General features: G+C 72.0%; 14 protein-coding genes. 9 read left to right on the top strand and 5 right to left on the bottom strand.

Going from position 1 to position 20,850, the window contains the following annotated elements:
* Positions 1 to 327: 327 nt before the first annotated feature.
* Positions 328 to 888, bottom strand: a complete 561-nt coding sequence (locus ACFYL6_RS23195; protein WP_387174098.1) for a hypothetical protein — start codon at positions 886 to 888, stop codon at positions 328 to 330.
* Between the two features lie 1,242 nt (positions 889 to 2,130).
* On the opposite strand from ACFYL6_RS23195, the gene ACFYL6_RS23190 reads away from it, so the two are divergent.
* Positions 2,131 to 5,754, top strand: coding sequence for an ATP-binding cassette domain-containing protein (locus ACFYL6_RS23190; RefSeq protein ID WP_387174096.1), 3,624 nt, complete (start codon positions 2,131 to 2,133; stop codon positions 5,752 to 5,754).
* 49 nt (positions 5,755 to 5,803) lie between these two features.
* Here ACFYL6_RS23190 and ACFYL6_RS23185 read toward each other — a convergent pair whose 3' ends face one another.
* The 4 genes from ACFYL6_RS23185 to ACFYL6_RS23170 form a co-directional block, all read right to left on the bottom strand.
* Positions 5,804 to 6,871 (bottom strand): NADH:flavin oxidoreductase/NADH oxidase, encoded by a 1,068-nt coding sequence (locus ACFYL6_RS23185; protein WP_387174094.1) that lies wholly within the window; start codon positions 6,869 to 6,871, stop codon positions 5,804 to 5,806.
* A 69-nt stretch (positions 6,872 to 6,940) separates the two neighbouring features.
* The gene (locus ACFYL6_RS23180; protein ID WP_387174128.1) at positions 6,941 to 8,233 is read right to left on the bottom strand and encodes a dicarboxylate/amino acid:cation symporter; all 1,293 of its coding nucleotides are present in this window, start codon (positions 8,231 to 8,233) and stop codon (positions 6,941 to 6,943) included.
* 167 nt (positions 8,234 to 8,400) lie between these two features.
* Positions 8,401 to 9,084 (bottom strand): DUF998 domain-containing protein, encoded by a 684-nt coding sequence (locus ACFYL6_RS23175; RefSeq protein WP_387174092.1) that lies wholly within the window; start codon positions 9,082 to 9,084, stop codon positions 8,401 to 8,403.
* Positions 9,077 to 10,042, bottom strand: a complete 966-nt coding sequence (locus ACFYL6_RS23170; protein ID WP_387174090.1) for a glutathione S-transferase family protein — start codon at positions 10,040 to 10,042, stop codon at positions 9,077 to 9,079. Before ACFYL6_RS23170 ends, ACFYL6_RS23175 begins: the two co-directional genes overlap by 8 nt.
* A gap of 106 nt (positions 10,043 to 10,148) precedes the next feature.
* Between ACFYL6_RS23170 and pcaF the strand changes: the two genes are divergently transcribed.
* The 8 genes from pcaF to ACFYL6_RS23130 all read left to right on the top strand — a co-directional run bounded on the left by pcaF (position 10,149) and on the right by ACFYL6_RS23130 (position 20,831).
* Positions 10,149 to 11,354 carry a 3-oxoadipyl-CoA thiolase gene (gene pcaF / locus ACFYL6_RS23165; protein ID WP_387174088.1) on the top strand — a complete coding sequence of 402 codons (1,206 nt, stop codon included), beginning with the start codon at positions 10,149 to 10,151 and terminating at the stop codon, positions 11,352 to 11,354.
* A gap of 111 nt (positions 11,355 to 11,465) precedes the next feature.
* Positions 11,466 to 12,278 carry an SAM-dependent methyltransferase gene (locus ACFYL6_RS23160; RefSeq protein WP_387174086.1) on the top strand — a complete coding sequence of 271 codons (813 nt, stop codon included), beginning with the start codon at positions 11,466 to 11,468 and terminating at the stop codon, positions 12,276 to 12,278.
* Between the two features lie 4 nt (positions 12,279 to 12,282).
* Positions 12,283 to 14,448, top strand: coding sequence for a putative bifunctional diguanylate cyclase/phosphodiesterase (locus tag ACFYL6_RS23155; RefSeq protein ID WP_387174084.1), 2,166 nt, complete (start codon positions 12,283 to 12,285; stop codon positions 14,446 to 14,448).
* A 158-nt stretch (positions 14,449 to 14,606) separates the two neighbouring features.
* A complete protein-coding gene (locus ACFYL6_RS23150) occupies positions 14,607 to 15,107 on the top strand; it encodes a DUF456 domain-containing protein (RefSeq protein WP_387174082.1) in 501 nt (166 codons plus the stop codon).
* 414 nt (positions 15,108 to 15,521) lie between these two features.
* Positions 15,522 to 17,108 carry an amino acid permease gene (locus ACFYL6_RS23145; protein ID WP_387174080.1) on the top strand — a complete coding sequence of 529 codons (1,587 nt, stop codon included), beginning with the start codon at positions 15,522 to 15,524 and terminating at the stop codon, positions 17,106 to 17,108.
* A gap of 115 nt (positions 17,109 to 17,223) precedes the next feature.
* Complete coding sequence (locus ACFYL6_RS23140; protein WP_387174078.1) at positions 17,224 to 18,588, top strand: glutamine synthetase family protein; 1,365 nt, start codon at positions 17,224 to 17,226, stop codon at positions 18,586 to 18,588.
* A gap of 123 nt (positions 18,589 to 18,711) precedes the next feature.
* Positions 18,712 to 20,058 (top strand): aldehyde dehydrogenase family protein, encoded by a 1,347-nt coding sequence (locus tag ACFYL6_RS23135; protein WP_387174126.1) that lies wholly within the window; start codon positions 18,712 to 18,714, stop codon positions 20,056 to 20,058.
* Positions 20,059 to 20,063: 5 nt separating this feature from the next.
* Complete coding sequence (locus ACFYL6_RS23130; protein WP_387174076.1) at positions 20,064 to 20,831, top strand: 3-oxoacyl-ACP reductase; 768 nt, start codon at positions 20,064 to 20,066, stop codon at positions 20,829 to 20,831.
* Positions 20,832 to 20,850 lie beyond the last annotated feature (19 nt).

The raw sequence follows: 20,850 nt of genomic DNA, 5'->3' as shown, positions 1-20,850 counted from the left end.
CGGACCTACATCAGCCTCACCCGAGCAGCCTGATCAACAACTCATGACACATCTATCGGGACTTCCCCTTGACACATGTCTCGGGACAGCACAGTTCTGCGCGAACGGAAACTGTCCAAGATCTCGCGGACAGCCCCCACCGAGCCGTGCCATCCGCCCCCGGCGGGTGCGCGGCGGCGCGGCATCCACAGTCAGCGACCAGCATCCTCGTGCCTCCCGCGCATGGGAATGGAAGTGGAAGTGCCGCTGGCCGGCACCCCGGATTGGGGGTGCCGGCCAGCGGTCGGTGTCACGCTTCGCGGTGGTGCGGTGGTGCGGTGACGCGGGTCAGCTGTTCCAGTGCTGGCCGACCAGATCGGTGGCCTGCTGCTCCCACTGGGCGTAGGCGTCCGGGTACGCCGACACCTGCACCGTCTGCGCGGCGTCGGTCAACGGCATGTCCTGCCACCCGTCAACCTGCTTCAGACCCTTAAGGAACGCGGTCGTCGAGTACTCCGGGTTGGTGATCTGCTCCGGGGTGCCCCAACCCGAGCTGGGGCGCTGCTGGAACAGGCCCAGCGAGTCGTGGTCGTTCATGTCGCCGAGGTGGCCGAGGTTCTCCAGCTTCGACTCCTGCAGGCTCGTCGCGATCGAGATCACCGCAGCCCGCTCCGGGAGACCGGCCTTCTTCGTGGCGGCGATGATCGCCTTGACGTTAGCGGTCTGGTCGTCGTTCAGGGTGATGTGCGACTGGTCGCCCTGCGGCTTCGGCGCGTTGGTCTGCACCGCCACCGCGACCGGCTTGGCATCCACCGGGTTGGCGTGAGCGGCGACCGGACCGGCGAAGACACCACCGGCGAACGCGAGACCAGCAACAGACAGCATGCTCTTACGGAACATCGTGTTCATGAGGGGTAGCTCCTTCGGGGGTAGAACACCCCAACCGCCAAAGGGGGACGGCGGCAGGGTGTGAGCACCTCGTCCGGCGCTGCACAAAACAAGGGGAAAGTCTGGGGGTGACGCTTCTCGGGCGTCGGGGTCGGCGACCTGGCGAGCGGGGGCTCGTGGCGCCGGGTCCATGTGTAACGACCGGGGGCCGGGGGTCATTCCGGGGTTGGCCCACCTGCCGGCACCCTCATCGTGGCGGTGCCCGTCGGTCGTTCGTCAGGACTGCAACGACCCGGGGGCCGGGGTCATTCCGGGTTGGCCCACCTGACGGCACCCTCATCCGGGGCGGTGCCTGCGGTCGTTCGTGGGGACTGTAACGACCGGCGGCTGGCCGGCATTCCAACCTGCGCGACCCGCCCCGACGGGCGGGGTCGTGGGTCGGTGGTGCTGCGATCGTCAGGGTATGTAACGACCCCGGCCCGGCCATGATTCCGGCCCACCTGTGCGCCCGGTCACCGCTCAAACCACCTGCCACCGGACGAACCACCCACACGGCGCCCGGTCGGCGGCGTTGAATCGCCCCTCGTCCGACGTGATCCACTCGGGTTCACGGAAGTCGGGGCATCCCGGACTCCCGGACCCCCCGACTTCTTGAAACCCGAGTCGATCAAGAAGTTCGATGGCGGCAGGGCCGGGCAGGATCCTAACTAATCGGACAAAAACCCCGTCGAGCGTCCAGTCGAACGCCCGCCGAAGGCCCCATCGAGTCTCCCCGGCGTGCGGCCGGCGCTCCGCCGAGCGTCCCCCGAAGTGTCCCCAAGTGTGCCGTCGAGCGTGCTATCGAGTGTCCCCGGAGCGGGCCCCCGGGCGTCCCCCGGCCGCCCCCCGGGCGTCCCCGGGCGTCCCCCGGGCGTCCCCCGGTCGGGCCACCGGGCGTCCATGACCGTCCTCGAGCGTCCCCCGGCGTGCCGCCGGGCGGTCCCCCGAGCGTTCCCTGGGTGTGCCGTCGATCGAGCGTGCCTATCGCCTAGGCGACGTGCGGTGTGGCAGGTGCGGGTCTGGGACGGGTTGTCGCCGTTGGCCGGCGGCGGGGGCGGGGTCTGAGCCGGTGGCCGCATGTCCACGGCGCGGTCGGCGTCGCTCACCACACCGGCCGCTGGCTGAACTGACGGACGCCCTGCTCAGGGCCGGAAAATCGGTTGAATTGGTGGGTTGGTGCCGGCAGGCTGAGGTCTCCGCCACCCACGTCCCGGAGGACTTTCCATGCGCCTGCTCCGTGATCTGTGGGGCACCTCGACCCGCCGTATGACGATCGTGGCCGTTCTGATCGTGTTGGGCGCCGCGGGGCAGGCGGGCGCATCGGCGCTGGCCGGCGCGGTGCTGGTGCATCGTTCGGCTGGCTTCTTCGGCGTCCTGGCCGCGGCTCTGGTCGCCGTGGTTCTCAGCGACCTGGCGGTGAGTCTGCTGATGGCCGGTCTGACCGCCGACTGGTCGGCGGACGTGCGGCGTCGGCTCTGTCGCGTCGCTCTCGGGCAGGATCTGCCCACCCTGGAGACCACTCCGGTGGGTGAGTTGCTGGACCGCATCGACGGGGACGTCTATCAGGTGGCGTCGGCGGTTCGTAACCAGGGCACCCGGCTCGCCCAGGGCCTCTGCGTCGGTCTGTTGTCGATGGTCGTGGCGCTGTTCGTGTGGTGGCCGGCGGGGATCGCGATGCTGCTGCTCACGGTGGTGCTGGCGGTCGGCCTGCGTCGGCCCACGGCGCGGATCGGCCCGGCCCGGATGGCGGAGGAGGAGGCGTGGTCCGACCTGGCCGCCGTGATGGAGGAGGCGGTGCACGGCCAGGACGACGTACGCACCAGTCTGGCGCGGCCGTACGTGCTGCGGTTGTACGCCCGGCGGGCCGCTGCCGTGCTGTCCCGGGGCACCGTGGTCTGGGTGTTGTCCGCCCGGGTGGCGACGGTGGCCACCGCGACGATCCGGGCCGGCATCGGCGTGGTGGTGCTCGGCGGGGCCTGGGCCTTGGCCACCGATCGGATCGACGCCGCCCGGCTCACCGCCATCTGGCTGCTCGCCCTGGCCTTCGGGGCGACCGCGGAACACGTCAGCCGGATGGTGCCGGAGATTCAGGAGGCTCTCGGTGCGTGGGCGCGGGTGCAGTTGCTCTACCAGGCCCGACAGGAGCCGGTGGGCGGGGCCAGCCCGAGCGAGGGTGACCTGCGCATTCGGGATCTGACGTTCGCCTACGGGGAGAGTGGCCGGGGGGCGGCGCTGCGCGGGCTCAGCCTCACCTTCGCCCGTGGTCGCTCGTACGCGCTGATCGGACGCACCGGGTCGGGCAAGTCGACGCTGGCGAAGGTGCTCACCCGCGCGGTCGATGTGCCGCCGGGCACGGTCTTCCTCGGCGGCACCGACCTGTGCGACCTCGACGTGGAGCAGCTGCGCCGCTGGGTGGCGTTGGTGCCGCAGCGTACGGAGATCCTGGCCGGCACGCTCGCCGAGAACGTGGCGCTCTTCGACCCGGAGTTGCTCGACGCGGCGGCTCGGGCGCTCGACGAGCTGGGCCTGGCCGGTTGGATCGCCGAGTTGCCGGACGGGTTGACGACCCGGCTGGGGGAGGGCGGGCACGTGCTCTCCGCCGGTCAGGAGCAGTTGGTGGCGTTCGCCCGGATCCTGGTCCGGGAGCCGCACGTGGTGATCCTCGACGAGGCCACCGCACGGTTGGACCCGGTCACCGAGGCGCGGGTGCAGCGGGCCACCGAACGACTGCTGCGTGACCGGATCGGCATCGTCATCGCGCACCGGCTCTCCTCCGTACGCCGCTGTGACGAGGTGGTCGTCCTGGCCGACGGCGCCGTGGTCGAGGCCGGTCCGCTGGAGACGTCGACGCGCTTCGCCGAACTGTTGGCGACCAGCCACGCCGCCGCGTACGCCACGGTGGCGCCGGCCGGTCGCAGCGGCACCGACCTGCTGGTCGGCCCCGGCCCGACCGACCCCTGGCCGAGCGAGCCGGCGCCCGCGCGGGGCGAGCCGATCGCGGCGAACGAGCAGGCCGCCGCCTGGCAGACCGAGCCGCTCGCGGCGAACGAGCAGGCCGCCGACTGGCCGACCGAGCCGGCAATCACGCGGGCCGTGCGGGAGACACCGCCGGACGGCACGCAGGGCGTGGTCGGGCCGACCCGGGCCGACCCGCCGCCACTGCCGCCGGAGCCGCCGGCCCGGACGCTGCGGGAGATCTTCCGACTCTGCACGAACGATCCCCGGTACGGGGCAACCGCGATCGTGCTGTTCCTCGGGCTCAGCCTGCTCGGGCTGGACGGTCCGGTGCTGCCCTGGCTCTGGGCGGATCTGGTCGACGGCACCGGCAACCCGTACCTGCCGGCGGTCGGGATCGTCGCCGGGCTGCTGGTCACCCTGCCGCTGCCGTTCTACACCCACGTCTGGTTCCCGCAGTGGTGGGTGCGGCAGATGCTGCGGATCGGTCTTCGCCTGGTGCACGGTCAGACCGGGCCGCGCCGGGTCAGCTCACACACGCCCGCCGAGGTGGTGGCGCAGGGTGGGGACACCGAGCGGGTGGTTCAGCTCGCCGACAACGTGCTGGACCAGACCGTCGCACTGGTGCTCGTGGTCGCCATGACGGCGGTCACCGGCAGCGTCGTACCGGGGCTGTTCTTCCTCGGCACGATGGTCGTATCTGGGCTGGCCGCGACGTTGTTCGGGCCGAAGCTGGAGCGGGCGGCCCGGGCGACGGTGGCGGCGCGGGCCTCCTTCGCCACGGCGCTGGTGTCGGCGCTCTCCGCGGCGCGGACGGTGAAGCTCGCCGGCGCGACCACGGCGGTGCTGCGCCACCTGGCGGGCCTGGACGTGCTGCGCAGCGACCGGCAGCGGCGGGAGATCTCGGTGCAGGTATGGGCGCGCTCCACGCCGTCGATGGCCAGCGGGCTGTTGCCGATCGGCGCCTGGGCGCTCTACCTGAACGGCTCGCTCTCCGCCGGGGCGGTGCTGGTGGCCGTCTCCACCCTGGGCGCGGCCCGCTGGTTCGCGTGGACGACGGCGTCGTTGATCTCGCAGTTGCCCTCGGCGCGGGTCTGGACCCGGCGCACGGCGGCGATGACCGGGGTGAGCGCGTACTCCGCGGGGGTGCCGGAGGTCGACCTGACCGCCGGGACGGCGCCCGCGCCGACCATGCCGCCCCGGCATCCGCTGCGGCGGCTGGAGCTGCGCGGCTTCGGGGTGGTGCACTCCGACGGGACGGTGGCCGTCCGGGACGTGGACCTGACCGTGCAGCGGGGGCAGTTGGTACTGGTCGTCGGGCCGGTGGGGTCGGGCAAGTCCTCGTTGCTGCGGGGGCTGGCCGGGATCGTGCACCACACCGGCGAGCTGGCCTGGAACGGTGACCCGGTGACCGAGCCGGAGCTGTTCCTGCGCCCGAACCAGGTCGGTTACGTCGGTCAGTTGCCCCGGGTGCTCTCCGGCACGGTGGCCGACAACATCGCCCTCGGGCACCAGGTGGACGCGGCCGGGGCGGTCAGCACCGCCCAGCTCGACCATGACCTGGCCGCCGCCGGTGGTGGGTTGGGCCTGCTCATCGGGCACAAGGGCACCCGGCTCTCCGGCGGGCAGTTGCAGCGGTTGGCGTTGGCCCGGGCGCTGGCTCCGCGTACCGAACTGCTGGTCGCCGACGACGTGTCGTCGGCGCTGGACGTCACCACCGAGCTGGCGCTGTGGCAGGCGTTGCGCGGCCACGGGGTGACAGTGGTCGGCTCGACCGCGAAGCGGGCCGCGTTGGTCCGGGCCGACCACGTGGTGGTGTTGCTCGGCGGCACGGTGGCGGCCCAGGGCACCTGGCAGGACCTGGAGGGTGACTGGTCGCACCTGGCCGGTTGACCGACGGTCGGGCGGCCGCTCACGCGGCGGCCGCCCGACCGGCCGGGGATCAGGCGGCGCGGGCGTACTGGGCCGGGCCGGAGTACGCGACGCCGAGCTTCGCGGCTGCCCGGCGCGGCCAGTACGGGTCGCGCAGCAACTCCCGGCCCAGCAGCACCAGGTCGGCCTCGCCGCTGGCGACGACCTGCTCGGCGTGCTCGGGCTCCACGATCAGGCCCACCGCGCCGGTCGGCACGCCGGCCTCGCGGCGGATCTGGGCGGCCAGCGGTACCTGGTAGCCGGGGCCGAGCGGGACGCGCTGGTCCGTGCTCACCCCGCCGGAGGACGCGTCGACCAGGTCGACGCCGACGCCGGCCAGCTCACCGGCGAGCACCACGCTGTCCTCGATCGTCCAGCCGCCCTCGACCCAGTCGGTGGCGGAGATCCGGGTCAGCACCGGCACGTCCTCGCCGACCGCGGCGCGCACCGCGCGGGCCACCTCCAGGGTGAGTCGCATCCGGGCGGCCCGGTCGCCGCCGTACGAGTCGGTGCGGTGGTTGGTCAGCGGCGAGAGGAACTCGTTGAGCAGGTAGCCGTGGGCGGCGTGGATCTCCACGGCGGCGAAGCCGGCGTCCAGCGCGCGCTCGGCGCCGGCCGCGAACGCCTCGACCACACCGGCGATGCCGGCCTCGTCGAGGCTGGTCGGCGTCCGGTAGCCGGCGGTGAACGGCTCCGGGCCCGGGGCGACGGGCGTCCAGCCGCCCTCGGCGTCCGGCACGCCACCGCGCTCCGGCGCCCACGGCCGGTAGGTGGAGGCCTTGAAGCCTGCGTGCGCGAGCTGCACGGCCGGCACCGCGCCGTGGGCGGCGACGAACGCGGTCACCGGCCGCCAGGCGTCGACGTGCGCACCCGACCAGAGGCCGGTGTCCTGGGGGCTGATCCGGCCCTCGGGGAGGACAGCGGTCGCCTCGGTCAGCACCAGGCCGGCGCCGCCGACCGCGCGACTGCCGAGGTGGATCAGGTGCCAGTCGGTGGGCAGACCGTCGGGGCCGGCGGAGTACTGGCACATCGGCGCCATGGCGATCCGGTTGGGCAGGGTGACCCCGCGCAGGGCCAGGGGAGCGAACAGGGAACTCATAGGGGCATCCTCTCCGAAACGGCGACGGGCCCCCGGGGAGAGGGGCCCGTCGCCGTACTGCTGAACCGTTCAGGCAGGAACGGGGCTGAGCTCGGGCCGGGGGTCGGTGACCGGCTCCGGCTCGGTCAGGTCACGCCGGCCGGCGGACTCGTACGCGGCGCGGTCGAGAGTGCCCTCGCGGGCGGCGACCACGGTCGGCACCAGTGCCTGCCCCGCGACGTTGGTGGCGGTGCGGATCATGTCCAGGATCGGGTCGATGGCCAGCAGCAGGCCGGCGCCGGCCAGCGGCAGGCCCAGCGTGCTGAGGGTCAGGGTGAGCATCACGATCGCGCCGGTCAGGCCGGCGGTGGCCGCAGAGCCGACCACCGAGACGAAGGCGATCAGCAGGTAGTCGCCGACGCCGAGGTGCACGCCGAACACCTGGGCCACGAAGATCGCGGCGAGGGCCGGGTAGATGGCCGCGCAACCGTCCATCTTCGTGGTCGCGCCGAAGGGCACCGCGAACGAGGCGTACTCGCGGGGCACGCCGAGACGCTCGACGGAGCGCTGGGTCACCGGCATGGTGCCGACCGAGGAGCGGGACACGAAGGCCAGCTGGATCGCCGGCCAGGCGCCGGCGAAGAAGCGCAGCGGGTTGAGGCGGCCGGCGAGGATCAGCACCAGCGGGTAGACCACGAACAGCACGATGGCGCAGCCGACGTAGACGGCGGTGGTGAACTTCGCGAGGGGGGCCAGCAGGTCCCAGCCGTACGAGGCGACGGCGTTGCCGATCAGGCCGAGGGTGCCGATCGGGGCGAGTCGGATGACCCACCAGAGCGCCTTCTGGACGATCTCCAGCAGGGAGCGGTTGAGCGCCACGAACGGTTCGGCGGCCTCGCCGACCAGCAGGGCCGCGGCGCCGATGACGACGGCGAGGAAGACGATCTGGAGGACGTTGCCCTCGACGAACGCGCCGACCGGGTTGGTGGGCACGATGCCGGTGAGGAAGTCGGTCCACGAGCCGGTGTTCTTCGGCGGTGCCGCACCGCCCAGGTCGAGGGTGACGCCCTTGCCCGGGTTGGTGAGCACGCCGAGGCCGATGCCGATGCTCACCGCGATCAGCGCGGTGATGCCGAACCACATGAGGGTCTTGAGGGCGAGCCGGGCGGCGTTGGCGACACCGCGCAGGCTGACCACGCTGACCACGATGGCGGTGAAGACCAGTGGCGGCACGGCCAGCTTGAGCAGCTGGACGAAGAGGCTACCGACGGTGTGCAGGGTGCTGGTCAGCCAGCTCAGGTCGTTGGTGCGGGCCAGGAAGCCCAGCGCGACGCCGAGCACGAGGCCGAGCAGGATCTGCACGGAGAAGGGAATTTTGCGCAGGCTGAAGGGCATGGGGAGAGATCCAATTGTCCGGTCCGATCGGGGCAGGCGTAGAACGCGGCTAGCCCGGACAGATGCCACTGGCCTGCAGTCGGAGATCGACATACAGGCGGACAGTGAGGCCCCAGACGTTGGTCATCGTTCGCCGACGATACGCCGATTCCCGCTCATCGGAAGGACCAGGCGGCGTGAGGCTCCTTACAGAGGGCCAGGGCGGTGGCGGTGCTCAGGCCCCACAGCACCGCCAGGGCGAGGATCAGCCGCTCCAGCACCCCCACCACCGGGCCTCGGCCGATCACGAGCATCGCCAGCCCCACCGTGGCGCAGAGCGGCAGGGACAGCGCGGCGGCGACGCCGGCCAGTCGACGCACCGTCGGACCGGCCGGCCCGGAGACGGCAAGCGTGATCATGGCGAAGACCACCGCCGCGGTCGCCGCGATGCTCGCGCCGCCGTGCACCAGGTCGGCCGTCGTCGCGCGCTCGAACGGCGGCAGCGGGCAGCCATCGGAACAGGTCACCGCCCCGGAAACGGCGGTGAACACGGCCCCGGTGGCGAGCAGCGCCGGGGCCGCCGCCCACACCCCGGGGGGCAGTGCCGCGCCGATCAGCAGCAACGCGCCGGCGAGGGCCAGGATCCCGATCCGGTACGTCGCGGCATGGGCGCTGCCGGCGATGCCCGCCTCGCTGACGTACCCGGTGAGCCCGGGACCGGGACCGGTGACCACGGCGAGCGTCACCGCCGCCGCGCCGGCCAGGGTGCAGCCGGCCGCGGCGGACCCGGCGACCCGGCGGGCGACGTCGCCGCGCGCCCTCGGCACGGTCGGAGCGGCCGGCCGACCCGGCTCAGCCACGCCCGTGCGGCGTGCGCCAGCCGGACTCGTCCGGCCCGAGTGGCACGATGCCGCTGGGGTTGATCTCCCGGTGCGTGCCGTAGTAGTGCCGCTTGATGTGGTCGAAGTCCACCGTCTCGCCGAAACCCGGCGTCTGGAACAGGTCCCGGGCGTACGCCCAGAGCACCGGGATCTCGGTCAGCTTGTTGCGGTTGCACTTGAAGTGCCCGTGGTACGCGGCGTCGAAGCGGACCAACGTGGTGAACAGCCGTACGTCGGCCTCGGTGATCGCGTCACCCATCAGGTAGCGCTGCCCGGCCAACCGCTCGGAGAGCGCGTCCAGCCGGGCGAAGAGCGCCCGGAACGCCTCGTCGTACGCCTCCTGGGAGGTGGCGAACCCGCACCGGTAGACGCCGTTGTTCACGTCGGTGTGGATCTCCGCCATCAGCGCGTCCATCTCGGGGCGCAACTCGACCGGGTACAGATCCGGCGCGTCGGGCGCGTGCAGCGACCGCCACTCGGTGGAGAAATCGAGGGTGAGCTGCGGATAGTCGTTGGTAACCACCCGGCCGGTCAGGGTGTCGACGAGCGCCGGCACGGTCACCCGGCCGGTGTAGTCCGGGTCGGTGGCCAGGTACGCCTCGGAGAGGAAACTCACGCCGAGGACCGGGTCGAAGCCGTCCGGGTCGAGGGCGAACGCCCAGCCCCGCTCGTCCCGGATCGGGTCGACGGTGCCCAGCGAGATCGCGTCGTCCAGCCCGAGCAGGCCACGCACGATCCTCGCCCGGTGCGCCCACGGGCAGGCGCGGCACCAGATCAGCCGGTAGCGGCCGGCCTCCAGGGGCCAGCGGTCCTGCTCGTCCGGGCCGCCGCCGGGTGGGGAGGTCGAGTCGGCGGTGACCCGACCGGTGAACCTGTTCGGCTGGCGGACGAACGCGCCACCGCCGCTGGTCTCTGCGCTGAACTGGGCCCGGGCCATGCCGTCAACCTATCCGCTGCCGGCGCGGATATCCTGGCGGCCGGCAGCCCTCGCGACCCGGTGGGCGTGCCCCACCCCCGCCGTCTGCACCCCCTAAGGACTCGCGATGACCGTGGCATACCTGGTGGCCGGTGTCCGCACCCCGATCGGCCGGTACGCGGGCGCGCTGGCCGGCGTCCGCCCCGACGACCTGGCCGCGCACGTGATCCGTGAGCTGGTCGCCCGCCACCCGTCGGTGGACTGGGCCCGGGTGGACGACGTCGTGCTCGGCTGCGCCAACCAGGCCGGCGAGGACAACCGCAACGTGGCCCGGATGGCGGCGCTGCTGGCCGGCCTCCCCGAGGAGGTGCCGGGCAGCACGGTCAACCGGCTCTGCGGCTCCGGCCTGGACGCGCTCGCCACCGCCGCCCGATCCATCGTCGCCGGGGACGCGGAGCTGGTGGTCGCCGGCGGGGTGGAGAGCATGAGCCGGGCGCCGTTCGTCATGCCGAAGGCGACGTCGGCGTACTCCCGTTCGGCCGAGGTGTACGACACCACCCTCGGCTGGCGGTTGGTGAACCCGTTGATGCGCGACGGGTGGGGGGTCGACTCGATGCCGGAGACGGCGGAGAACGTGGCCGCCGAGTACGGCATCAGCCGGGCCGAGCAGGACGCCTTCGCGTACCGCTCGCAGCAGCGCGCGGCCAAGGCGCAGGCCGACGGCCGCTTCGCCGAGGAGATCGTGGCGGTGTCCGTGCCGGCCGGTCGACGGGAGACCCGACTGGTCGAGGTCGACGAGCACCCCCGGGAGACCTCTCTGGAGAAGTTGGCCGCGCTGCCCACCCCGTTCCGCGACGGCGGCACGGTGACCGCCGGCAACTCCTCGGGCGTCAACGACGGCGCGGTCGCGCTGCTGGTGGCCAGCGAGGCGGCGGTCTCCCGGTACGGCTTGACCCCGCTGGCCCGGATCGTGGGCGCGGCGGCGGCCGGTGTGCCGCCCCGGATCATGGGGATCGGCCCGGTGCCGGCCACCCGCAAGCTGCTCGACCGCGTCGGCGTCGAGGTGAACGCGGTGGACGTGGTGGAGCTGAACGAGGCGTTCGCCGCGCAGTCCGTGGCGGTGCTGCGCGAGCTGGGGCTGCCCGTGGACGCCGACCACGTCAACCCGAACGGTGGGGCCATCGCGCTCGGGCACCCGCTCGGTGCCAGCGGCGCGCGGCTGGCGTTGACCGCCGCCCTGGAACTGCGCCGTCGCGGAGGGCGCCGGGCCCTGGCCACCATGTGCATCGGCGTTGGTCAAGGCATCTCGCTGTTGCTGGAGTCAGCCGCCTAGAGTGGTCCACACCACACGACCCGCGGGGTCGACCGGTGCCCACGCGTGCCCGCGGCACGCCCCGACGCCGGTGCTGTCCCGCGCCGCGGCGACGAACTGGGGAGCACGCTGATGCCGGACGGACTGCCGACCGAGATCGATCTGACCAGGCCGAGCGCGGCCCGGGTGTACGACTACTTTCTGGGTGGGGCGCACAACTTCGAGATCGACCGGAAGCTGGCCGAGCAGATCGCCAGCATGACCCCGAATCTCGCCGCCACCATGCGTTCCGGCCGGGACTTCCTGCGCCGGGCCGTCCGGGTGCTGCTCGACGCCGGCATCGACCAGTTCCTCGACATCGGCTCCGGAATTCCCACCGTGGGCAACGTGCACGAGGTGGCGCAGGGGGTGAACCCCAAGGCCCGCGTGGTGTACGTCGACATCGACCCGGTGGCCGTCGCGCACAGCCGTGAGCTGCTCGCCGGCAACGAGCTGACCGGGGTCATCCACGCCGACCTGCGTGAGCCGGAGCGGATCCTGGCCGAGACCCGACAGCTCGGGCTGATCGACTTCACTCGGCCGATGGGCATCCTGCTGGCCGGGGTGGTGCACTTCATCCCGGACGCCGACCGACCCGAGGCGATCCTGGCCACCCTGCGGGACGTCGCCGCGCCGGGCAGCTTCCTGGTCATCTCGCACTCCACCTTCGAGGACCAGCCGCAGGAGATGCTGGACGCCCAGCGCCTCTCCGCCCGGACCGACACCGAGATCACCCTGCGTTCCCGCGCACAGGTCACCGGCTTCTTCGGCGACTGGACCGTACTGGAACCGGGCGTGGTGCACATGCCGCTCTGGCGTCCCGACTCACCGTCCGACGTGGACGATCGGCCGGAGCGGTTCGGCGCCTTCGGGGGCGTCGCCCGGTACGACCAGCCCGCCGGCTGATCCCGTGGCCGCCGTCCCGGACCCCGCCGGGGTCGCCGCCGGCCGGGCCGACCCCCAGGGGTACGCCGCCGACTGGGCCCGCGAGGTGCGCCGCCTCGGTTTCGTGCCGCTGAGCCTGGCGGAGACCGAGCGGCTGCTGCTGGTGCACACGATCCGGCTGGCCCAGGCGGTACGGGCGGAGCCGTTCACCGTCCGCCCGGCCGAGGAGGTCGGGCGGGCCCTGGTGGAGGCGCACCTCACCGAGCCGCAGGCCCTGGAGTGGACGCTGCACGCGCTCGGTGCCACCTTCGGGCGGCGGGTCCTGGGCGACGGCGACCGGCCGGCGGACCTCGCCGACCGGATCGCGGCGGTGCAGGGCGGCCTGGCCGCCGGGTTCGCCCGCGCGCTGCGCGACCGCACCTTCACTCAGCAGGAGCGGATCGCCCGGTCGGCCTGGCAGGCGCGCGACGAGGTCGAGCAGGCGCTGCGCGAGAGCGAGGCGCGGTTCCGGGCGGTGTTCACCGGTGCCGCGATCGGGATTGGGATCGCCGGTGTGGACGGCCGGATCATCGACGTCAACCAGGCCTTCGCCGACATGCTGGGCTACTCGATCGAGGAGTTGCGCGAGATCAACGTCGCGGCGCTGTTCCACGCCGACGACGCCGCCGGGATGTGGGAGCTCTACCAGGAGCTGATCGAGGGCAAGCACGAGGCGGCCCGGGTGGAGAAGCGCTACCACCGCAAGGACGGCAGCGTGGTCTGGACGGACCTGGCTGTCTCGCTGATCCGGCACGAGGGCCGGCCGCGATTCACGGTCGCGATGATCGAGGACATCACCGAGCGGTACGAGCTCCAGCAGCGGCTGCGCTTCCAGGCGCTGCACGACCCGCTGACCGGGCTGCCCAACCGGACGTTGTTCTTCGAGACGTTGGGACGGGTGCTCGACACCGCGGGCGTCGGGCAGCGGGTCGGGGTGTGTTTCCTCGACCTGGACGGCTTCAAGGCGATAAACGACAGTCTCGGCCACGACCTCGGTGACCGGCTGCTCGTGATGATCGGCCGGAGGCTGGCCGCGTGCGTGGCCGACCACGGCCACCTGGTCGCCCGGATGGGCGGCGACGAGTTCGTGATCCTCGTCGACGGAGGGGACGACACCGACGACGTGGTCGCCGTCGCGGAGGCCGCGCTGGCGGCCGTCGCGGCCCCGGTCCACGTCGGTGAGCACCAGCTGGCCGTCTCGGCCAGTGTGGGCATCGTGCAGTGCCCCGCCTCGGAGACCACCGCGTCGGAGCTGATGAAGGCCGCGGACACCACGCTCTACTGGGCCAAGGCGGCGGGCCGGGGCCGGTGGGCGGTCTACGACCCCGAGCGCGGCGCCCGGGACATCGCCCGCTCGGCGCTTGTCGCCGGGCTGCCCGCCGCACTGGACCGGGGCGAGTTCGTGCTGCACTACCAGCCGATCGTGTCGCTGCTGGAGGGCACCATGCTCGCGGTGGAGGCGTTGGTCCGTTGGGAGCACCCGGAGCTGGGCCTGATCGGGCCGGACCGGTTCATCGGCCTGGCCGAGGAGACCGGCCTGATCGTCCGGCTCGGCGAGTGGGTGCTGCGGCAGGCCTGCGCGGACGCCGAACGGTGGTGGCGGGAGTTCCCGGACGCCCGGCTGGTGGTCAGCGTCAACCTGGCCGCGCGGCAGGCCGACGAACCGGCCATCGTGGACACCGTCGCCGACGCGTTGCAGACCAGCGGGCTGCCCGCCGAGCTGCTCCAACTGGAGCTGACCGAGAGCGCCGTGATGGGCAGCGCCGGTGAACCCCTGCGCAGCCTGCACCGGCTCGCCGCGCTCGGCGTCCGGCTGGCCGTGGACGACTTCGGCACCGGGTACTCCAACCTGGCGTACCTGCGCCGGTTGCCGATCCACTGCCTGAAGCTCGCCGGCCCGTTCGTCGAGGGCATCCGCGCGGACGGGGCCGACGTGGCCGCCGACCACCGCGACGAACGGATCGTCGACGCGTTGGTCCGGTTGGCGCACGCGTTGGAGCTGTGGGTCACGGCCGAGGCGGTGGAGACCGGCGTGCAGGCGGAACGGCTGCGGGCGCTGCGCTGCGACACCGGGCAGGGCCGCTACTTCGGCTCGCCGGCCCCGGCCGATGCCATCACCGCCCGGCTGCACAACGGCGGAGCGCTGGCGTGAACGAGCGCGGCGGCGAGGTGGCGGTGTGAGCGAGCACGGCGGCGAGGTAGCGGCGTGAGCGAGCACGGCGAGCGAACCGGTAGGCGGGGCGCGAAGCGGAGTGCTGGCGTGAGTGGGGGACCGTTCCGGTCCGGATGGTGGCGACGGAGGGTGGCGGCGTGGACCTGACGGACTCGCAGCCGGCGGTGACCGTGGTGGCCGGGCTGGCCATCCTGGCCGGGTTGGCCGGTGTGGTGGTGCCCGGTCTGCCGGCGCTGCCGCTGTGCTGGGGCGGCGTGCTGGTCTGGGCGGTCTTCGGCGGCGCCGGCCCGGGTGGCTGGGCGGTATTCGCCGCGGCCACCCTGGTCGCCGCGGGTGGCACCGTGATCAAGTACGCGTGGCCGGGCCGGAACCTGAAGCGCACCGGTGTGCCGACGTCCACGCTGCTCGCCGGGGGAGTGCTCGGCATCATCGGGTTCTTCGTGGTGCCGGTCGTCGGGCTGGTGCTCGGCTTCGTGGCCGGGGTGTGGGCGGCGGAACGCCTCCGGCTGGGCAGCAACCAGCTGGCCTGGCCGTCCACCGTGCAGGCCCTCAAGGCCGCCGGCCTGTCGATGCTCGTGGAATTCCTGGCCGGCCTGCTGGTCGCAGCCCTCTGGGTAACCGGTCTCCTCCTAACCTGACCCACGCCCCTTTCCGTCTCCGTGTTCCGGCCCCGGCCCTTCCCCGCGATCTTGCACTTGCTGCGCCGGCATATGGGGCATCCCGCCGATATCGACGACCGAAACTGCAAGATCGGCGCGGTGGGGGCGGGGGAGGCGAGGGGGAGTGGGGCGCGGGGCACTTTTTGGGTACGGCGGATTGCCCGTACGTGAGAGAGAGGCGTGCCCCGCGCCACCGTGGTCGGGCGGTCCGAGCGCCCGGGTGGGCCCTGATCGGGCCTGGTCACCGGTCCAGGATGCGGGCCGGGACGGCCGGACGGCAACGCAATTAGCCCGACGGCGGTGAGATTCCCACCGACTACGTATTGACCGCCTTGATCGGCCGGGACGACACTTTGCCCACTCGCACGCGGAACCACCTCAGGGAGGTGTGCAGTGGCCACGACGCCCGTGCCGACCGCCGAGCAACCAATGGACGAGGATGCCCGACGGCTCGCTGAACTCGGCTACAAACAGGAGTTGCGCCGCAAGTGGAGTGGCTTCTCCAACTTCGCCATCTCCTTCTCGATCATCTCGATCCTGGCCGGCTGCTTCACCACCTTCGGTCAGGCGTGGAACAACGGCGGGCCGGTCGCCATCTCCTGGGGCTGGCCGCTGATCTCGCTGTTCATCCTGATCATCGGTTTCTGCATGGCGGAGTTGGTGTCGGCGTACCCGACCGCGGGCGGGATCTACTGGTGGGCGGCCACCATGGGCCGCCCGGTGCACGGCTGGTTCACCGGCTGGCTGAACCTGATCGGTCTGGTGGCGGTCACCGCCTCGGTCGACTACGGCTGCGCGACGTTCCTCAACCTCACCCTGTCGGCGCTCTTCGACGGTTGGGCCGGGACGCTGCGGCAGGCGTTCATGCTCTTCGTGATCATCCTGGTGCTGCACGGGCTGATCAACATCTTCGGGCACCGGATCATCGACGTACTCCAGAACGTCTCGGTCTGGTGGCACGTGGCCGGCGCGGCCGTGGTGGTGGCCATCCTGGTCTTCGTGCCCGACAACCACCAGAGCTTCCAGTTCGTGTTCACCGAGCGGTTCAACAACTCCGGCTTCGGGAACGGGGACATCGGCGGGCTGACGTTCTGGTTCTACGTGCTGCCGCTGGGTTTCCTGCTGACCCAGTACACGATCACCGGCTTCGACGCCTGCGCGCACGTCTCCGAGGAGACCCGGGGCGCCTCACAGGCCGCGGCCCGCGGACTCTGGCAGTCGATCTTCTATTCGGCGGTCGGCGGCTGGATCCTGCTGCTGGCGTTCCTCTTCGCGGCCACCGACGTCGAGGCGGTCAACGCCGCGGGCGGCTTCTCCGGCGCCATCTTCGAGTCGGCGCTGACCCCGGTCTTCTTCAAGATCGTCATCATCATCTCCACCATCGGGCAGTTCTTCTGCGGCATGAGCTGCGTGACCTCGATGAGCCGGATGGCGTACGCGTTCAGCCGGGACCGGGCCGTACCCGGATGGCGGTTGTGGTCGAGGGTCGACCGCAACGGCACCCCGGTCAACGCGATCATCGGCGCCACCCTGGCCGGTCTGGTGCTGACCCTGCCGGCGCTCTACGAGAGCTCCGCCGGTATCCCGATCGCCTTCTACGCGGTCGTCTCCGTCGCGGTGCTCGGGCTCTATCTGTCGTTCCTCATCCCGATCGCGCTCCGGCTGCGGATGGGCGACCGGTTCGTTCCCGGGCCGTGGACGCTGGGCCGCAAGTACAAGCTGTTCGGCTGGGTCGCGGTGATCGAGATCGCGATCATCGCCGTCTACTTCGTGCTGCCGATCGTGCCCGCCGGGGTGCCCGGCAACGACGGGTTCACCTGGTCGGCGGTGAACTACGCGCCGCTCGCCGTCGGCGGGGTGCTGCTGGTGGTCGCCGTCTGGTGGTACGCCTCGGCCCGAAAGTGGTTCACCGGCCCGGTCCGTACCGTCGAGGAACCCGCGGTGGCGGCAGACCCGGCGCCGGCCGACGGCCCGGCCTGACCCGCGCCCGGCGGGACGGGCGGTGCTGCCGTCCCGCCGGGTTTGCCGCACCTGCCGCCGGGGGCATTGACGGTGATCCGGTTTGCCAGTAGACCTTGGTGATGGAGGCCCGCGAATGAGGAAAGCTCCGCTCACGCTGGAACAACTGCGGGTCGCCATCAACGATGGCGAGATCGACACGGTGGTGCTGGCCCTCGTCGACATGCAGGGCCGCTTGCAGGGCAAGCGGTTCCACGCGCCCTACTTCCTCGACCAGGTGGTGGCCAACGGCAGCGAGGGCTGCAACTACCTGCTCGCCGTGGACGTCGACATGAACACCGTCGACGGGTACGCGATGTCGAGTTGGGAACGCGGCTACGGCGACTTCGCGATGGTGCCGGACTTCGCCACCCTGCGCCGGGTGCCCTGGCAGCCCGGCTCCGCCCTCCTGCTGGCCGACCTGACCTGGCTCGACGGCTCGGGTGACGTGGTCGCCTCGCCCCGGCAGATCCTGCGCCGGCAACTGGACCGGCTGGCCGAGCACGGGCTGACCGCGTACGCCGGCACCGAGCTGGAGTTCGTGCTGTTCCGCGACTCGTACGAGGACGCCTGGCAGCGTGGCTACCGCGACCTGACCCCGGCCAACCAGTACAACGTCGACTACTCGTTGCTCGGCACCGCCCGGGTGGAGCCGCTGCTGCGCCGCATCCGCACCGAGATGGCCGGCGCCGGGCTCACCCCGGAGAGCGCCAAGGGCGAGTGCAACCTCGGCCAACACGAGATCGCCTTCCGGTACGACGAGGCGGTGGCCTGCGCGGACCACCACGTGATCTACAAGAACGGCGCCAAGGAGATCGCCGCCCAGGAGGGGATGGCGATCACCTTCATGGCCAAGCCGAACGAGCGGGAGGGCAACTCCTGCCACATCCACTTCTCGCTACGGGACTCGTCCGGCTCGTCGGCGATGCTCGGCGACGGGCCGGCGCACCTGTCGCAGACCGGCCAGCGGGTGCTCGCCGGGCTGCTGGCCACCATGCGCGAGTTCAGCCTGCTCTTCGCCCCGAACATCAACTCCTACAAGCGCTACCAGCCGGGGTCGTTCGCCCCGACCGCGCTGCGCTGGGGCGTCGACAACCGCACCTGCGCGCTGCGGGTGGTCGGGCACGGACAGGGCATGCGGGTGGAGAACCGGGTGCCCGGCGCCGACGTCAACCCGTACCTGGCGATCGCCGGGCTCGTCGCCGGGGCGCTGCACGGCATCGACGGTGAGTTGGAGTTGGGCGCCGAGTGCACCGGCAACGCGTACGACGACCCGGAGGCCGAGCGGGTCCCCGGCACCCTGCGCGACGCCCTGGCCCTGTGGGAGGGCTCGACGGTGGCCCGGGAGGCGTTCGGCCCCGAGGTGGTGGCCCACTACGCCAACCAGGCGAGGGTCGAGTTGGCGGCCTTCGACGCGGCGGTGACGGACTGGGAGTTGACCCGTGGCTTCGAACGCCTCTGACCACGGCGCCTGCCGCAGCGACTCTCGCGATCTTGCACTTTGTGTCGGTGATTCGTGGCGATTCACGGCTCTTGTCGGAGCAGTAACTGCAAGATCGCGCAAGGGGGTGAGGGTGTGACGGTCTTGGTGGATCCGGCTCACGGGGTGGGGTTTCGGGAGGTTGCTGCGGCCTCTGTGGACGAGGTTGACGCGGCCATCTCGCGTGCGGCTGCCGCGTTCGAGACGTGGCGTCGGGTGGGGGCGGGGGATCGGGCTCGGTTGTTGCGACGGTTCGCCGCCGTCGTCGATGCCCATCTCGACGAGTTGGCCGCGCTGGAGGTGCGCAACTCCGGTCACACCATCGGCAACGCCCGGTGGGAGGCGGGCAACGTCCGCGACGTCCTGGACTACTACGCCGGCGCGCCCGAGCGGCTGACCGGGCGGCAGATCCCGGTGCCCGGCGGGTTGGACGTCACCTTCCACGAGCCACTCGGTGTGGTCGGCGTGATCGTGCCCTGGAACTTCCCGATGCCCATCGCCGCCTGGGGGTTCGTTCCGGCGCTCGCCGCCGGCAACACCGTGGTGCTCAAGCCCGCCGAGTTGACCCCGCTCACCGCGCTGCGCCTGGCCGAGCTGGCCCGCGAGGCGGGCCTGCCCGACGGCGTCTTCACCGTCATCCCGGGCCAGGGCTCGGTGGTGGGGGAGCGGTTCGTGAGCCACCCGGCCGTTCGCAAGATCTGCTTCACCGGCTCCACCGAGGTCGGCACCCGGATCATGGCCGGCTGCGCCGCCCAGGTGAAGCGACTCACCCTGGAGTTGGGCGGCAAGAGCGCGAACATCGTGTTCGCCGACGCGGACCTGGAACGCGCCGCCGCGACCGCGCCGGGCGCGGTCTTCGACAACGCCGGCCAGGACTGCTGCGCACGGTCGCGGATCCTCATCCAGCGTTCGGTGTACGACCGGTTCCTGGAGCTGCTCGAACCGGCGGTACGCGCGGTACGCGTCGAGGACCCGTCCCGGGACACCGCCGAGATGGGTCCGCTGATCTCCGCCGCCCAACGGGATCGGGTCGCCGGTTACCTCGCCGGGGCGACTGTCGCCTTCACCGGCTCCTGCCCCGACGGCCCCGGGTTCTGGCACGCGCCCACTGTGCTGCTGGCCGACTCGCCGGCCGACCGGCACTGGCGGGAGGAGATCTTCGGCCCGGTCGTCTCGGTGCTGCCGTTCGACGACGAGGCGGACGCGGTCCGGCTCGCCAACGACACCGAGTACGGCCTCTCCGGCTCGATCTGGACCCGGGACGTCGGTCGGGCCCTGCGCCTGGCCCGTGCCGTCGACTCGGGCAACCTCAGCGTCAACTCGCACTCCTCGGTGCGCTACTGGACCCCGTTCGGTGGGATGAAGCGCTCCGGGCTCGGCCGTGAGCTGGGCCCGGACGCGCTGCACTCCTTCACCGACGTCAAGAACGTGTTCATCGCGACAGAGGAGTGACGCCAGTGCAGGGTCGGTTGCAGGACCGGGTGGCCGTGGTCACCGGAGCGGGCAGCGGCATCGGGTTGGCCACCGTGCGGCGGTTCGCCGCCGAGGGGGCCCGGGTGGTCTGCGTGGACATCGACGCGGCGGCCGGTACGAAGGCCGCCGAGGAGTGCGGCGGCGAGTTTGTGGCCGCCGACGTGGCCGACGAGTCGGCGGTACGCGACCTGTTCGACGGGGTGGCCGACCGGCACGGCCGGGTGGACATCGCCTTCAACAACGCCGGCATCTCTCCGCCGGACGACGACTCCATCCTGGACACCGGCCTGGACGCGTGGGAGCGGGTGTTGCGGGTCAACACCACGAGCGTCTACCTGTGCTGCAAGTACGCCATTCCGCACATGCGTCGACAGGGCAAGGGGTCGATCATCAACACCGCCTCGTTCGTGGCGTTGATGGGTGCGGCGACGTCGCAGATCGCGTACACCGCGAGCAAGGGCGGGGTGCTCGCGATGACCCGGGAGTTGGGAGTGCAGTTCGCCCGCGAGGGCATCCGGGTCAACGCGCTCTGCCCCGGCCCGGTGGCCACTCCGTTGCTGCTGGAGCTCTTCGCCGCCGACCCGGAGCGGGCCGCCCGTCGGCTGGTGCACGTGCCGATGGGTCGCTTCGGGCAACCGGAGGAGATCGCCGCCGCGGTGGCGTTCCTGGCCAGCGACGACGCCTCGTTCATGACCGCCGCGCAGTTCGTGGTCGACGGTGGGATCACGGGCGCCTACGTCACCCCGCTGTGAGCGCGAGGAGTGAGCCGGG

The organism is Micromonospora sp. NPDC007208 (genome assembly GCF_042869175.1).
GTDB classification, from domain to species: Bacteria; Actinomycetota; Actinomycetes; order Mycobacteriales; family Micromonosporaceae; genus Micromonospora; species Micromonospora foliorum.
This window is presented reverse-complemented; position numbering and strand designations above follow the sequence as displayed.

Bases quoted from the DNA above. Each gene is read 5' to 3' on its own strand.
- ACFYL6_RS23185 (WP_387174094.1), bottom strand. From the start codon at position 6,871: ATGAGTTCCCTGTTCGCTCCCCTGGCCCTGCGCGGGGTCACCCTGCCC.
- ACFYL6_RS23140 (WP_387174078.1), top strand. From the start codon at position 17,224: ATGAGGAAAGCTCCGCTCACGCTGGAACAACTGCGGGTCGCCATCAAC.
- ACFYL6_RS23160 (WP_387174086.1), top strand. From the start codon at position 11,466: ATGCCGGACGGACTGCCGACCGAGATCGATCTGACCAGGCCGAGCGCG.
- ACFYL6_RS23195 (WP_387174098.1), bottom strand. From the start codon at position 888: ATGAACACGATGTTCCGTAAGAGCATGCTGTCTGTTGCTGGTCTCGCG.
- pcaF (WP_387174088.1), top strand. From the start codon at position 10,149: ATGACCGTGGCATACCTGGTGGCCGGTGTCCGCACCCCGATCGGCCGG.
- ACFYL6_RS23170 (WP_387174090.1), bottom strand. From the start codon at position 10,042: ATGGCCCGGGCCCAGTTCAGCGCAGAGACCAGCGGCGGTGGCGCGTTC.
- ACFYL6_RS23190 (WP_387174096.1), top strand. From the start codon at position 2,131: ATGCGCCTGCTCCGTGATCTGTGGGGCACCTCGACCCGCCGTATGACG.